At 41.7% G+C, this 14,175-nt stretch carries 22 protein-coding genes; 11 read left to right on the top strand and 11 right to left on the bottom strand.

Annotated features, from left to right (window positions below; all coding sequences use genetic code 11):
* Window positions 1–15: 15 nt before the first annotated feature.
* Window positions 16–321 carry a glucose-6-phosphate dehydrogenase gene (locus tag NSMS1_RS03520; protein ID WP_224091082.1) on the bottom strand — a complete coding sequence of 102 codons (306 nt, stop codon included), beginning with the start codon at window positions 319–321 and terminating at the stop codon, window positions 16–18.
* Between the two features lie 155 nt (window positions 322–476).
* On the opposite strand from NSMS1_RS03520, the gene NSMS1_RS03515 reads away from it, so the two are divergent.
* The 3 genes from NSMS1_RS03515 (at window position 477) to NSMS1_RS03505 (ending at window position 1,869) form a co-directional block, all read left to right on the top strand.
* Complete coding sequence (locus tag NSMS1_RS03515; RefSeq protein ID WP_224091081.1) at window positions 477–764, top strand: hypothetical protein; 288 nt, start codon at window positions 477–479, stop codon at window positions 762–764.
* Between the two features lie 90 nt (window positions 765–854).
* On the top strand, window positions 855–1,553 hold the full coding sequence (locus tag NSMS1_RS03510; RefSeq protein WP_224091079.1) for a tyrosine-type recombinase/integrase: 699 nt from the start codon (window positions 855–857) through the stop codon (window positions 1,551–1,553).
* A 166-nt stretch (window positions 1,554–1,719) separates the two neighbouring features.
* Window positions 1,720–1,869 carry a hypothetical protein gene (locus NSMS1_RS03505; RefSeq protein ID WP_224091076.1) on the top strand — a complete coding sequence of 50 codons (150 nt, stop codon included), beginning with the start codon at window positions 1,720–1,722 and terminating at the stop codon, window positions 1,867–1,869.
* A gap of 210 nt (window positions 1,870–2,079) precedes the next feature.
* Here the strand turns inward: NSMS1_RS03505 and NSMS1_RS03500 are convergent, their stop codons facing one another.
* From NSMS1_RS03500 to NSMS1_RS03485, 4 genes are all read right to left on the bottom strand, one after another.
* A complete protein-coding gene (locus NSMS1_RS03500) occupies window positions 2,080–2,319 on the bottom strand; it encodes a hypothetical protein (RefSeq protein WP_224091074.1) in 240 nt (79 codons plus the stop codon).
* 56 nt (window positions 2,320–2,375) lie between these two features.
* The gene (locus NSMS1_RS03495; protein ID WP_224091072.1) at window positions 2,376–2,789 is read right to left on the bottom strand and encodes a hypothetical protein; all 414 of its coding nucleotides are present in this window, start codon (window positions 2,787–2,789) and stop codon (window positions 2,376–2,378) included.
* Window positions 2,786–3,436: a hypothetical protein gene (locus NSMS1_RS03490; RefSeq protein WP_224091071.1), complete on the bottom strand. Its 651-nt coding sequence runs from the start codon at window positions 3,434–3,436 to the stop codon at window positions 2,786–2,788. Before NSMS1_RS03490 ends, NSMS1_RS03495 begins: the two co-directional genes overlap by 4 nt.
* 126 nt (window positions 3,437–3,562) lie before the next feature.
* Window positions 3,563–3,985: a hypothetical protein gene (locus NSMS1_RS03485; RefSeq protein ID WP_224091070.1), complete on the bottom strand. Its 423-nt coding sequence runs from the start codon at window positions 3,983–3,985 to the stop codon at window positions 3,563–3,565.
* Between the two features lie 617 nt (window positions 3,986–4,602).
* Between NSMS1_RS03485 and NSMS1_RS03480 the strand changes: the two genes are divergently transcribed.
* From NSMS1_RS03480 to NSMS1_RS03450, 7 genes are all read left to right on the top strand, one after another.
* Window positions 4,603–4,782 (top strand): hypothetical protein, encoded by a 180-nt coding sequence (locus tag NSMS1_RS03480; protein ID WP_224091069.1) that lies wholly within the window; start codon window positions 4,603–4,605, stop codon window positions 4,780–4,782.
* A 186-nt stretch (window positions 4,783–4,968) separates the two neighbouring features.
* Window positions 4,969–5,193, top strand: coding sequence for a hypothetical protein (locus NSMS1_RS03475; RefSeq protein WP_224091068.1), 225 nt, complete (start codon window positions 4,969–4,971; stop codon window positions 5,191–5,193).
* Window positions 5,190–5,648, top strand: coding sequence for a hypothetical protein (locus tag NSMS1_RS03470; RefSeq protein WP_224091067.1), 459 nt, complete (start codon window positions 5,190–5,192; stop codon window positions 5,646–5,648). Before NSMS1_RS03475 ends, NSMS1_RS03470 begins: the two co-directional genes overlap by 4 nt.
* 24 nt (window positions 5,649–5,672) lie before the next feature.
* Window positions 5,673–5,915 (top strand): hypothetical protein, encoded by a 243-nt coding sequence (locus NSMS1_RS03465; protein ID WP_224091065.1) that lies wholly within the window; start codon window positions 5,673–5,675, stop codon window positions 5,913–5,915.
* Window positions 5,915–6,151: a hypothetical protein gene (locus tag NSMS1_RS03460; RefSeq protein ID WP_224091064.1), complete on the top strand. Its 237-nt coding sequence runs from the start codon at window positions 5,915–5,917 to the stop codon at window positions 6,149–6,151. Before NSMS1_RS03465 ends, NSMS1_RS03460 begins: the two co-directional genes overlap by 1 nt.
* Window positions 6,135–6,344, top strand: coding sequence for a hypothetical protein (locus NSMS1_RS03455; RefSeq protein ID WP_224091061.1), 210 nt, complete (start codon window positions 6,135–6,137; stop codon window positions 6,342–6,344). The genes NSMS1_RS03460 and NSMS1_RS03455 overlap by 17 nt, the downstream gene beginning before the upstream one ends.
* A 95-nt stretch (window positions 6,345–6,439) precedes the next feature.
* Window positions 6,440–7,822, top strand: a complete 1,383-nt coding sequence (locus NSMS1_RS03450; RefSeq protein ID WP_224091059.1) for a transposase — start codon at window positions 6,440–6,442, stop codon at window positions 7,820–7,822.
* Between the two features lie 109 nt (window positions 7,823–7,931).
* Here the strand turns inward: NSMS1_RS03450 and NSMS1_RS03445 are convergent.
* Window positions 7,932–9,043 (bottom strand): IS630 family transposase gene (locus NSMS1_RS03445; RefSeq protein WP_411908649.1). Its coding sequence is split into 2 segments (ribosomal slippage): window positions 7,932–8,623 and window positions 8,623–9,043, totalling 1,113 coding nucleotides; the frame shifts between segments, so codons are not numbered across the junction.
* A gap of 353 nt (window positions 9,044–9,396) precedes the next feature.
* Between NSMS1_RS03445 and NSMS1_RS03440 the strand changes: the two genes are divergently transcribed.
* Window positions 9,397–9,567, top strand: coding sequence for a hypothetical protein (locus NSMS1_RS03440; RefSeq protein ID WP_224091055.1), 171 nt, complete (start codon window positions 9,397–9,399; stop codon window positions 9,565–9,567).
* 110 nt (window positions 9,568–9,677) lie between these two features.
* Here NSMS1_RS03440 and NSMS1_RS03435 read toward each other — a convergent pair whose 3' ends face one another.
* From NSMS1_RS03435 to NSMS1_RS03415, 5 genes are all read right to left on the bottom strand, one after another.
* Window positions 9,678–10,328, bottom strand: a complete 651-nt coding sequence (locus tag NSMS1_RS03435) for an HAD family hydrolase (RefSeq protein ID WP_224091054.1) — start codon at window positions 10,326–10,328, stop codon at window positions 9,678–9,680.
* Window positions 10,329–10,506: 178 nt separating this feature from the next.
* The gene (locus NSMS1_RS03430; protein WP_224091049.1) at window positions 10,507–11,460 is read right to left on the bottom strand and encodes a DMT family transporter; all 954 of its coding nucleotides are present in this window, start codon (window positions 11,458–11,460) and stop codon (window positions 10,507–10,509) included.
* An 84-nt stretch (window positions 11,461–11,544) separates the two neighbouring features.
* Window positions 11,545–12,141 (bottom strand): glutathione S-transferase family protein, encoded by a 597-nt coding sequence (locus tag NSMS1_RS03425; protein ID WP_224091047.1) that lies wholly within the window; start codon window positions 12,139–12,141, stop codon window positions 11,545–11,547.
* Window positions 12,142–12,243: 102 nt separating this feature from the next.
* Window positions 12,244–13,164: a TauD/TfdA dioxygenase family protein gene (locus NSMS1_RS03420; protein WP_224091038.1), complete on the bottom strand. Its 921-nt coding sequence runs from the start codon at window positions 13,162–13,164 to the stop codon at window positions 12,244–12,246.
* A 103-nt stretch (window positions 13,165–13,267) separates the two neighbouring features.
* Entirely contained in the window at window positions 13,268–14,068 is an 801-nt protein-coding gene (locus NSMS1_RS03415) for an SDR family oxidoreductase (RefSeq protein ID WP_224091035.1), read from the bottom strand.
* Window positions 14,069–14,175 lie beyond the last annotated feature (107 nt).

Genomic DNA, 14,175 nt, shown 5'->3' with positions numbered 1-14,175 from the left:
GCAGTAGTTTAGAAATTAATTTGATTTGAATGTAGCTGGAAGTGCTGTGTTACTAAGCTCTTGTGCATAAGTCCACAATTTCGCGCCGCCTGCCAAATAATCAGGCGACATTTGCACAGAATTACGGATGAGGGCGCGATATTTATTATCAGCTTGTATGTAAAATACTCCAGCTTGAGCGCATCTTTCCGTATATCCAACGCCTTCAACACTTGTTAAAGAAGGATTGATATTGGCAAGTGCTAAACCACACCATACAGCTAATTTTTCTAATGTGTTGATGTTTGAAGGTATGTCTGTAGCGATATTAATAGCAGTCATTTCAATTAAATTAAATTGCTGATTTTTTATAACCTCTAAAATTAAGAATAAAAATCAGTATTTTCATCAAAAGTTCACAAAAAATCAGGGTGTATCCTGATTTAGCTAATAGGATACATCCTGCATTATAGATTTAATGTTGACTGCTAAATTTTATGCAATATCGGACAACTCCGCCTCAGTTTTGGGGCTTGACAAACAACTACAAAGCCGAACCTTCTAAAACGGTTAGAAAACCTCAACCGCAATCACAAGCGCAAGCACAACCACAACCACAACAAACAGTAAACGAAGCTCTTAAACAAAAGGTATTAAACTTGGTGAATGGTGATAAAGATATATGCAATCGCTTAATCAGTTCAGCCAGGACTAGGTTTTCTGGTAAAGATGAAAGTTGGTATTGGGAAAAAGTATACTCAGATTTAATACGCGATAGAGCCTAAAAATATAATTGATGATTTTGAGAGTCACACAATTTTTCTAGTTGTGTGACTCTTCCAGTTTTATGTAGAAGTGGAATATTCACTGATGACGTGAAACTATTACTACAACTAGGATTAGCCAAATATTTACTATTAGTGAATATCTACAAAATTCCGCTTTTACCTATTTTCTGGGTAAAAGCGGAATATTCAAAGTTCGGTTTTGATATGCCCAAGATTAACAGAAAAGGAAAAGCTGCTGTCATCTCTAATGATGAATATTCAAAATTGCGTAAACAGATTAAAACTCAAAAATATAAATTGCTTCTTGACCTAGCTTGGTACACGGGTGAACGTTGGGGGGCATTAATCAAGCTGAAGGTTAGCGATGTCTACGACAGCCGGGGACGGCCCAAGGCAATACTGATTTTTCCCTCCATCATTAGGAAGCACAGGCCAGACGGTACAGCTGAATCTGTGGAAATTCCTGTACATGACAATTTACGCGAATCTTTAGAACGGTTTGAGCCTGGGGAGTCTGAGTGGTTGTTCCCTTCCAGGTGCGGGACTAAACCTATCTGTTTACGCAATGCCTATGACATTCTCAAACGGGCTGTGGAACGGTCTGGTATGAGTGCCAAGGGAATTAGCACCCACAGCACCCGCCGAAGTTTGGTTAATCGGCTGCGGAAGAATGGCACATCTAAATCTGTGATTCGCAAAATTACCGGACACCGCGACGACAAGGGTTTAGACCCATACATTGACATTGACATCGATGAGGTTAAAGGAGCGATCGCCACACTATGAGCAGCGAAGAATTACTTTTTTGAAAAATCCAAGTTTTTTATCAGAAGTTCCAAGCCGGAGCTTTTGACCATCCTATAGATTTGGCCAAAGCACTTGAGGCACTGGCTAACAATGCTTGGGATGAAGTTGACCAAATTTACCCGCCCTCAATTAAGATTGAGCCTTAATGCAATCTGAGAACAATTTGCGATCGCCTCCGGCGGGCGGTTACGCCATCGCGCGATGGATTGCGATCGCATTTTTCATTTTCACCACTTTATTAACAGTCAGTCTCAACAATAATTTTGCTTTTAAACACTTTTCATTGATTAACTAACGAAAAATTAATACTTTTACCCTCGTCGCGCAGGCCCATAAAACGGCGATCGCCCAAAATCACATTATTGAGAATACCTGACACTAGGGGAGTGGGGGGAGATGAGGGAGATAGGGGAGTAGGGATTGGGGAGTATGGACTAATGACTAATTACATAACTCCGAGCATTGGTTATATAACTTCGAGCGTTAACTATACAAAGTTATGTAATTAATTATTCTCTTTCTTACGAGCCATCGTCACATTCCACGCTGCTTTTTCCAGAATGGCATATACAGATGGGTTGGCTTTGACGAGCGCCGGCAATTCTTTGGTGAACTGAATAGTTATAAATAAAGCTTCAGTTGTGGTTAACTCTGGGTTGATTGTTCTAAGAAAATCTGCAAATTTTCCCAACTCATACCCTGCGGCGATAGCAAGCGATAATTCATCCTGTTGATTATTTTCCATGTTAGGGGTGTAAGGGTGTAGGGACTATAGACTGTTGACTGTTGACTAATGACTAATTACCGCCAGGAGCGAATGAGTTTTTCTATTGTCTGGGGGGTTTCACCGTCCGCGATCGCACTCTCAACTTTCTCCTTCCTGCCAATTGCGATCGCACTCCTAACATTCCCGCCGGGGATATGAACATGGTGCAGCTTCCGGCCCTCCATCCACAGGTAACGGTAATAATAATGCTCACTCCCATAACGAACTACAGTATACTTTTCTACCCAATGAGACTGTTCTGGAGCAGATTTGTTTGTGTTAGTTGTTGCTTGCTCCAGAACATTGCAATCAGGTTTACAGCCGTCGTTAGTTTGCTCCAGAACAGTGTTAGTTACTGAATCCGGTTTATACCAAGCGTTATCGTAAGCACTATTAATTACTGGTGTGGTGTACTGTTGCAAATCAAATAATGTGAGTTGTTCTTTCATACCCCACCCCACACAAGATTCATATCCTCCCAGTACCGCCACTCTAGGCACTGAATTAACCATCCTGGCGGGTTAAATATTCGCTCCTCTAGCGATCGCAATTTGTAGACACCGATGGCTAACTGTATATCCTCGATGCTGTAGTTGAATATTTTGGCTGGTTTATCTGGGTGATAAAAGATACCAGCTTCGTTACAGACTGCGAGAATCTCCTCACGGGAAGCGCCATTAGTAGAAGAATTGCTGCTGCTGTTAGGGGTTTCGTCGGCGTTAGTAGGGTTTGAGGGCTGTGAAGTGAAAGTTTCTTTTGAAGAGCGTAAATTTTTTTTCGGTTGTAGCCAATCAAGGGGTCTTGTGATTATTCGTACAAGTCGCCACGTAAATTGTTTAACTAGCTGCACCACTCGACACTCAACAAGTTGGGCTAGGGCATCTTTGAGCGTTGGTCTGGTGTAACCTTTGCCCCGGTGTTTTTCTACAAACTTGTTAAATTCTGCTAGGTCTGGTTCTGTTTCGTCGCCGATGCCCTGGCGGACTAGCCATTGCCACAACAGTTTGGCGGCTGGGGTGAGTTTATGTTCTAGACAGTAAGCATCGTGCTGCTGTGTCCAGCTTCCCTGGTTTTGTAATTTCCTATTTCCTGTCATAATCCGAATAGATGCTAGACACCACCCATCGCTATGGGTGGTCTTAACTTTTTAACTGTGAATCGCGGTGTAGTGATTGCGATCGCAAAAAATCAAAACCGTCCTTACCCTTATAGGCAGGACGGTTTAAGAATTTTCTTCAGTTTCAGAAGTTGTTTCCGTTTTTATGAAACCCTGGATTTTCTGCTCTACTAGGTCGCAGGCTTTCATGAAATCAGTTTCGTTATGTTCAGCCTCATCAAGTCTTGTTTTCAGCCGTTGCTTGTGTGCGCGTACATAAGATAAATGTGCATCCCTGATCATGCGAACGGCTTCTAACACTTTTCCAGGATCGAAATCTCCTCCTCCGATAAGGGATTCGATTCTACTAAATAAATTTTCTCCTGAGCTATAGCCCTCAGCAGATCCGTTCTGGTCATACCCATCTGTTTGGCCTTCTGGTCTATTTTCTCCCATTCCCTTAGAGGAATGCGGACTGTTGCGTTTACCAAGTCCTCGGACTGGTCTACTTTTCTGGCTCTTCCCATCGGTTGATACTTTATTTTTCATGTCAATTATACGTGATTTATTTTCTGTACGTGATTTATTGCTGTTACCTCTTGACAAGAATATATCATACGTGAAAAATAAAAGAGTATATTTTTCACGTATTAAAAGCTCCCCCCTCACCCAATTGCCTACGGGCCCGTGAGGGCATATTCAGGAGCCACCACCGCGCCACTAGGCGAACTGCCCCCGGTGCGGAAACAACCTAAAAGTCAATAGTCAATGGTCATTAGTCATTAGTGCTGAGTGACCAATGTGCAGTGTACACAGCAATTCGGCGTAGTCCCGCTTCACCACTGCGCCAGTACAGTTATGCCGTTTAGTAATGGAGGTACAACACTAACTGAATCGATTGATGCTTTCTAAGGTCTATTTTGATAGTCATGGCCGGTGACTAGACCCGCCGGCTTTTCTCCCATCACCCTTAGTAAGGAGGTTCCCCAAAGAGTTACTACAGCATTTTTAATTGGTAAATGAAGTTTTCGCCGGATGCTTAAACACCCTTCCGGCGTTTCCTCCCATTTAGTAGCCCTCTATAAACGCTTTTTAGGTAGATAAACAAAACCAGCACTTGCTGGTAGCTTGTGCTGGTCATTTCTTGAAAAAGGAAAACAAATATTATGACTTACCGCGACGAAATAAGACCGTGGGCAATTTTTCAATGTCTGCATACTGGCGAGAATATCTGTGTTGCTCGATTACGATCACGAACTGATGCTGATGCTTACGCCAGTCTACTCCGCCAGGGTGGAGGAAAATATCAGGTCATGTTTGACCATCCGGTGGTTAACCAAAAATAGCCCAAAATTTTGAAGCGATGCCTCCGGCGGGCTGCGCCTACGCAGTTCCGGTGGGAGTGCGATCGCTTAAATAAAATCGTTCAACTACCAATGTAAAAAATAGCACTTTTGGTATTTTAAAGCGATCGCTGACTAGGAGAAGTTAGGCGATCGCAAAATTTCCGAATCCACAGCGACGTAGATTCTATGCAAATCATATCAGTTCCCACAGTGTTTACTTGTAAAACCCCTACAGCCGGCTGGTTAAACCTAGCTCAAGTCCGCCAAGTGCAGTTTGAGGACTTACCTAACCCCATCGCTGTTATCACTTGGCACAATGGCGACACTCAAAGTTTTTTTGGTGACAATGCCACAGCCATTAGATCCACATGGCTAGAAGCAGCCCAACGTTTTCACAGGAGCGTAACATGAGCCAACCCATTGAACGCGGTAAAGAAATCATCAAACAGCAAATTAGACTCGCGCAGCCGGGTGAAGTAGTCCGAATCCCAGCAGCAGACCAAGCAAATTTAACTTTATTTGAGCAAGCACTGAGGAGTTTTGATATACAGCGAATGCTGATACAGCGAAATCTCACCGTCGAGTTTTACATTCCCGAAGCACCAATTGAACAAGCCAAAAAATGGATGTTGCAATTTATTAATGATGCACCATCTGATGTAAGTGAAATTGTCTTTCCCTGTCCTGCGCGTGACTACATTGATGCACAATCAGCCCTGGCATCGCCCGAAGTACAAGCAGCATTACAAGCAAGAAACATCACAGCTAGGGTGCAGGCAGTAGGAGACGATAAACCATCTATTGTCATTGCCACTTATGAGCAAGTAACTAATGGTGAACTTGATGATTTTCTGAGCAGATATTGATTATAAACATTTGGAATTATTTACATGAATGACCAAGACTTTTTAATGAGAAAAGAGGATTACGTAACTAATACTCTGGCATTAGGTGCTGCTGTTAGGTACTTAGCGCAAGCTACTAATCAAACAGTTGAATATTGGGCGCTAAGACTGATAAAAGAAGCTAATATTCAATGCGATCAGTTAACTCCTGAGCAAATCGAGTTAACTATTAAAGATTATTTAGAACACAAAGCCGAACGCTTTAACGATGAGGAAATTTACGAATAATGACTGAAAATCGCACAGAAATTGCAACATGGGATTACTACATTGCCTACCACTTACTACTACAAGCTAAAGCCAAAATTGAAGAGGCTTTAGAAAGAATGGTGCAAGAAGAGTATGGCAATTACGATGCTGATCAAGCAATTAAAAAAATACTTGAACCAGCACAAGCAAGAATTACAGAAACTCTTGATGAAGAGTTAATCTTTCCACAAGAGGAGGATGAAGAAACTGCCTGATGATGGCTACCTTGACCCCGTAGCCGAAACTAGGGCAATTGCCCTAGTCGCGGATTGGGTCGCGCAACTCAATTCGTCTCTGAGAAATCAGAGTGGAAATGTTAGCAGCAGCACGGATTTTTCAAATGAAATGACCCCAAAGGTTTCTATTCTTCATGAATCCACTGCTGTTAAATATTTCCTCCGTGCTTGAGTTTAAGAGTGAATTGTTAAACACTAATTTGGGTGATTCGTGACTCATTTTAGCACGGTTTATGCTGCAAAAATACCCATTAACAGAACCTTGAAATGAGAATACTAGGCTTAGACGTTTGCAAGAGTAGCGTCGTTGGTTGGTTGCTTGATACTGAAGAAACCCTCCCGAAAAGTTTTCGGGAATACTTCAGAAAAAACCGCCGACCGAAGGATAATGACCCGTTAACATTCAGCGCGAATATTACAGGTGTAACTCAACTAATTGAATTAAAACCTGATGCCATTATCCTAGAACCAACAGGTATACATTACAGTTGGATTTGGGCGCACATTTGCAGCATTGAAAAGATAGAAGTTCGCTGGGTAGGTCATGCGGAAGTTAAACATTTCCGCAAACAAAATAAACTTCCCGACAAGAATGACCAAGCTGATGCAGCAGCCCTCGCTCTTTATGCCTTCACCCATTGGCATAATGACGAGTTCTTCTTACATTTCAATGCTGGAAATGTGGCGCGATTGAGAGAACTATGGTTACAGCTTCAGTCAATCAATCGTATCCAATCAGCCCCAATTAACCGAGTTCGCCAACAGTTAGCTAAAGAGTTCCCCGAAGCTGCACTATCAGCTAGTAAAGTCGCTGATGATGGTATGGTTCCTTTGTGGGCATGGCTCGCCGGCCAAGAAAGAAACACTAAGCGTAAATCCCAGTATTACGACCGACTTTACGCCAAATCCATCGCCCCAAAATACGGGGTCAATATTTCCGACTTCTCCCGTACCCTAGCAAATCTGTTGTGTGACCTGCGTGATTGGGAAAATAAGATAGAAGCTGAAATTGGGCAACTACTAAGCGTTCCAGAGTTTATGAACTATCGTAAAGTCATGACTCGCTTCGGAATAGGTGACAGGCAACAAGCACTTTTTATTTCCCAAATTTACCCCATCACCAAATTTGAATCACTGGGGAGATTTAAAAGGCGGCTGGGCATGGCCAAAGATGAGGAATCATCTGGTGATAAGGAATCTCACAAGACCGGCGGGTCACAACTTTGTCGCTCACAGCTGTACTTATGGGTTTATAACCGCATTGCCCCGGCTCACGCTAGACCACAGAATGATGTTGGTCAAAAATTGGGTGAATTTTACGATCAGCGTAAATCCCAGTTTCAAGACAACCCCGAACTGTGGAAAGCCAAAGCTTTGGCTAGAACTCAGAAAAAAGCAATGGATGAACTGCGGCGATCGCTCAAAGAATCATTATTGCCCATGCTGCCCAAAGACCAGCAACCACAGATTGAGGCTATCCTCAACCTGACACTGCAAAATATGCAGCTATCACTTGAGGGGTCACTTGCTGATAAAACTTCAGATGTTAAGGAGCGTGAAATTAAACGTGGTTTTGGCAATTTAGTTATTAGTCAAACTGCTGCTTACGGTCTACGACTGCTATTTAAGGAACTGAAGCGGACTGTATGATAAGCCAAGTTTATAAGGGTTACAAAATTGAGGTTGATTACGAACCTTTAACAGATACTTGGAACTTCCGCATTTATTATTCAGCTAGTAGTCTGCCAAGACAACTTTGCTAGGTTAGAGTTGGATATAAACGCTGCATTTTTCGGCGAGCATCTTTGGTTTGGAAACCCCAATAGACACTGGCTTTTTGCTGATTACGTTGTTTCTCCCAAGCGGCAATCTCAGAAGTTAATGTTTCTGCATTAGGAATACGCCGTTCTAAACATTGGCGGGATAAAACAGATAATTCAATTTCTACTTGATTCAACCAAGAAGCGTGCTTAGGAGTATAGTGAAACTCTAATTTTTGAATAATTCGACGTGCTTCTTCTGGTGGAAAAACTTCATATAATGCGCTGGGAGTATGAATATTCAGGTTATCAACTACCAAACGAATAACATCAGCATCTTGGTAGCAAACATCTACTAAATTTTTCATCTGTTTAGCAAAATCGACTTTAGTTCGACGTTCTGTAACTTCGATATGCCGCCAACCTGCCAAGGGTTGAAAACACGCAAATAAATTTACTGTCCCGTTACGTTTATACTCGAAATCATAACGTTCAGGCTGCTCCGGCTCTGGTGGCAAAGGAAGTCTTACTTCTTCTACTAGTTGGTAGGGACGTTCATCAAAGCAGACTACAGGACGTTTAGGATCATAAGGCTCATTGTATAAATCCAACACATCTTCCATTCGGAAAACATATTCTGCGTTAACTTCAGGAATGCACCACTGTTGTTTTAACCACGGTTTGATTTCATTTTTTTTAAAGTTTGACGCACTGTTTCGTCCGAAATTGAATCTATGATACCAACGTTCACTAAATGATCCGCTAATAATTGCATTGTCCAACGTACTCTTCCAACTGGTGGATTGGAACAAGCAGTGGCAATTAAAAATGCTTCTTGTTTTTCATCTAACTTTTTAGGTTTTGGTGGATGAACTTCATCCTTTAAAGCAAAATCTAACCCCCCAATGACAAATTTTTCTCGTATTCGTTGCACTGTTGCAACATGCGCTCTAACTATGCTAGCGATCGCTTGATCCGTTTCTCCTTCAGAAGCCATTAGAAGAATGTTTGCACGGGTTATGGTTCTTGCTTTGTGTTTACCTTTTTTAATTATTGCTTGTAGCTGAGAAACTTCCTCTTCATTCAAGTCAACAATGTACTTTTTCGCCATGTTACACCCCGTTTTTGGCTATTTTACCAATTAGAGGTTTTACTTAGCAAAGTTACCTTGGCAGACTACTAGGGATAGCCCGCCTTGCGAATCCGGCTGGAACACTATGGAAGATGCTTTTGATGTTGCTCATCAATGTATCGATTGGTTGACAAGTCCAGACTACTGTGACCTTGATTACCAAGATCCAAGAGAATACCCAGACTTTTGGGGCTAATAACTAACGACTTATGACTAATAATTCATGATCATAATGACTCCCCTCACGGGGAGTTATTTAACATCACTAACTGGACTAGAGTGAAGAATATGCCAAAGAGATTGCTACTAAATGGAATATTCGAGATAGTGGTGTGGGTTATGTAACACGCTTTCAAGTCAAGAAAGAATTTATGGATAAATATGAAGTCCATCAAGTAGGAGCTTCATATCATACAGAATGGTGGATTCCAGCAGAAGAACTCGAACAGTTGAACGAAAATATTGTTGGTCTAATTGAAGTAATTGCAGAATATAGAGCCTAAATATAGCAGACAAGAGAAAATAATGACTACATTAATTTGCTCTGTTTCATCTAATTTTGGATTATATACAAACTCTACATCTGTTGATAAAAAGCAATTTTTCTCAGCGATCAACAAATAATTAATTCGGTAATTTCTGCTGGAGAATGAGCAATTTCATCAGCACCATAAGTCCTTAATTCTTCCTCAGTTCCATAACCGTAGGTGACACCGATCGCACTTATATTATGCAGTTTGGCTCCTATCATGTCGTGTTTGCGATCGCCTACCATCACAACATCAGCAAATGCCAGATTTTCTGTGAGTAAAATATGATGAATTAACTCACCTTTTATAGCCCTTGTTCCATCAAGTTCACTACCATAAACCTCATCAAAGAGCGACGATAAACCAAAATATTCAATAATTTGATTAGCATAAATATAAGGTTTAGAAGTAGCTACAAAAGTTTTATAACCAGAACTATGAATATCCTTGAGTGTTTCGGTAATCTGAGGATACAGAGTATTTTCTAACAAACCTATTGTGGAATAACGCCTCCGATAAAGTGCGATCGCTTCCTTCAATACAATAGGATCAGCAGTATTTAGTAGTTGAGCAAAACTCTCTTGAATAGGAGGGCCAATACACCAAAGCAATTCATCAGCATCCGGTGGTTTATAACCTAATTCTGAAAGCGCATACTGAAAACAACGAGTGATTCCCAGTTTTGGGTCAGTTAAAGTACCATCTAAATCAAATAAAATAGCGGAAACGGACATAAATAGCTGGACACAATTATTTATAAGACGCATTTCGACTACGCTCAATGCTCGTTAACCTTATTAGAAGAGGGTTGAGCGCAGTCGAAACCCGGCGCTATCAAGTTAAGTTTAATTTAGTCTTTCTACTTAATTCGTAATTAAGAAATATATTCTTAGATCCCCGACTTGTCAATAATTAACTACCATTTTTTAGATTACGGAAAAAACCTTCTCCGCTTAACAATGCAATTCCCAAGGTGACTACAACAATTCCTAAACTCTGAATCAGGCTTAAAGTCTCGCTAATGGTTGCCCATGCAACTAACGCTGTCAAAGCTGGACTACTAGAACCGACGATAGAAGCTTTTGTTGCCCCAATCATGCGAATCCCTGAATTATTTAGAGTGTGTCCTATAAAACTAACGATACCAGAAAAAATACTTCCAATCCAAAGGGGAGTCCAGTCAAATTGAGAATCAGCCGGAGAAAAAAGCAGTAAACTAACACCAGAAAGCAGCAAAGTAGAGGCAAAACTAATCCAAGTAAATGGAACTGGATGAAATCGTTCCATACATTTTTGAGCGATGACATTATAGAAGGCGTAAACCACCCCAGCACTAAGGCTGGCGAAAGTGCCGATCGCAATATTATTACTGCTGTAACTACTAGAGGATTGGGGAATTGTCAACACACCACCGATAAGAATAATCCCCATGACTAGCCAACGGAACACACTAGGGCGATCGCCAAAAAATTTCCAAGCCAGCAGCGCCGTAAATACAGGATAGGTAAAGAATAATGTCAAAGCAATTCCTGTGGGAATCAAACCAATAGCAACATAGAGCGCAGCAATATAAATAAACATTAATATCCCACAACCAAGCGCTTGGATAAGAACATCGAAGCGTTCCCTGGAAAATAACTCTTGAAATTCCTTCCCAGCAGATGGATATAACTTAAATGCTAAAGCCGCCATGAGAGGAACCACTAGCAGCATTCGCATAAACATTAACAGGAAGGAATTTTGTAAATCTGGTTTTACGTATCCACCTAATACAAATAGACCTAATACGAGATGTTCGGAAAACAAAACTCGCACAGTGACGTTATGAAACGTCAACACAAAGGAAGATAGTAAAACTGTCAGCATGATTTGTAATTAATAATCCGTAATTATTATCCCAAATGGAAATAACTCGTAATTGGAATTTTAACTACGAATTACTAATTATCATTATGACTCTGGCTTTGTTGCTTGTAGGGATGGTCGCTGAGAAAATTCATCATACCACTGGGCGACTTTGGGATAATTTGTTCGCCATTGCAGTTCAGGTAGACGAATTTCTAATCCTAATGCAGAGGCGAGAGTGATATGAGCTAGTTTGGGAGTTTGGTCAAGTTTATCGGCAATTTTCTCAAAGTAATCTAGAATTTTTAAAGCACGCGATCGCTCTAACTCTATTACATTAGGCGATTGCTCATTCTCGGCACGAAATAAACGTTCTCTTGTCCAAATACTAATACCATCAATGAATGCGGTGGTAAAGCCTTCAAGCTGCTGGTAAAATCCATCAGAATAATCTGAGACAATTCTAATTTCTGGATTCAATTGATTGAGATAATTGACGATAATTCGCGTTTCGCTCAAGATAAATCCGTCATCAGTCACTAAAGTTGGTACTTTACCTGCTGGGTTGTAATTGAGTATTTCGCTTTTGGGGTCGCGTACTGTGACTTTCTGCAATTCTATTCGGTCAGCTAAATTTAGTTCAATAATTGCAACCCTGACTATGCGAGCGTATTGAGATTTTTCTGTGTAAAGAAGTTTCATAAAGGCAACTTGTAATTGTGAAAGTGAAGAGTAGAGAGTATAAAAGCAGAGGAGAAAATTTACTTAAATACTCTCTCACACTCAGCACTCAGACACTAGCCTTTAAACTAAAGCTGGTTCTGCTTCCCGGCGATTATATGCAGAAGAATCTCCCTTGATGGCTTCACTCTGTTTCCCATCAATACCCACTGGGATATCGCCAACGATGGTCACACGCTGGACGTGACGCGCTTGGTTGCCGTAATCAGCGATCGCATAATGTTGTGTAGCTCTGTTATCCCAAAAAGCTACATCCCCCTCTTGCCAACGCCACCGCACTGTATTTTCTGGACGAGTCACATAAGCTTGCAGTAGTTTGATAATTTCGTTGGACTCATCCTGAGATAACCCACGAATCCGGCGAACAAAACCACCGATAAATAAGCCACGTTCGCCAGACTCAGGATGCACGCGCACAACCGGGTGTAAGGTTTCGTACACAGTTGAGGTAAAGACAGCCCGGTAAGCTCTGATTTCTTCTGGTAGATCAACTACGGCGGCCGCATAGTCGTAGGCATTGCTATGTACTGCCCAGAGTTGATCAGCAAGATTACGCAGATGAGTTGGTAAATCTTCGTATGCAGTTACAGAGTTTGCCCAGATGGTATCACCGCCAGCCGGAGGAATAACTAGCGCCCGTAACACCGAACCCAAAGGTGGACGGTCTACAAAAGTAACATCAGTGTGCCAGTTATTCGCACGAGCCACCGTTTTGCCGTAGTTCAGGTCAAGAACTTCTGGGTTATCCGCAAGAGAAGGGACGGTGGGGTGTGCTGTCGTCACTTCCCCAAACCGACGCGCAAACGCTACTTGTCCCTTAGCATCAAGGTTTTGTCCTCTGAAGAAGATGACTTTATATTGAACTAAAGCCTTGCGAATATCGCTGATGATTTCATCGCTGAGATTGCTACTCAAATCAACACCAATAATTTTTGCACCGATACGTCCAGCAATTGGTTTGATATCAAAATATTGTGAACCCATGTTTTTATTTCTCCAATTTTTCGTACTACTAGGTCATATATATGGGAGAGTAAAAACTCAAAACTTAAAAAATTTTGAATTTTGAATTTTGAATTTTGAATTTTTAAACCCCCGGTGTACTTCCACCATCAACAAGAATCTCTGCACCTGTAATCGATGCCGCGAGGTCGGACACTAAAAATAATGCCAGTGCAGCAATTTCTTCTGGCTGGGCGATTCTCTTGAGGGGAATGCTTTGTAAGGTTTCTGCCTTGGCTTGCTCAACCGTGATACCACGGGCTTGGGCGTTTTGTTCGGCTAAATGTTCAGCCCGTTCTGTAGCTGTAGCGCCTGGGGATATGGCATTGATGCGAATGTTGTACTCGGCTAGTTCTTTGGAAATGCCCCGCGTAAAGTTGAGGAGGGCGGCGTTGGTTGTGCCACCAGGAAGAAAGCTGGGGCGGGGTGTACGTCCAGCACCACCGATAATATTGACGATGCGTCCATCACGGCGGTCTTTTTGATGGGGAACAACGGCTTTAACCAAACGAATGTAGCCGAGTAACTTTAGGTTCCAAGTATCTAGAAATACATCATCGCTCAGTTCGAGGAATGAGCCAGCACGAGCCGAACCTGCGTTGTTAATCAAGATATCAATTTGCCCAAACTGAGCCAAGGTGGTTGATACGACTTGATTAACACTCTCTGCTTGAGTTAAATCAGCATTGATAGAAATTACTTTTGCCCCTGGTGTGGGTAAGGATTGGATAGCACTAACGGCATTCTCTAGCCTCTCTGGGTTACGAGCTGCGATCGCTACATTCACACCTTCACTATAAAGAGCTTTGGCGATCGCCAATCCAATCCCCGCACTTCCTCCTGTAACTATCGCTGTTTTACCTGTTAGGTTTAGTTCTAAGCTCATAGGTAACTACACTCCAATAAATTAGGGATTGGAAATCTGACATTTGCTTTCCCCTTAGACTTTTAATTCATTAACTACGGTAACTTAGTCGATTTATAGTACTTAAA

Origin of the sequence: Nostoc sp. MS1, assembly GCF_019976755.1 — a bacterium.
Taxonomy (GTDB): domain Bacteria; phylum Cyanobacteriota; class Cyanobacteriia; order Cyanobacteriales; family Nostocaceae; genus Trichormus.
This window is presented reverse-complemented; position numbering and strand designations above follow the sequence as displayed.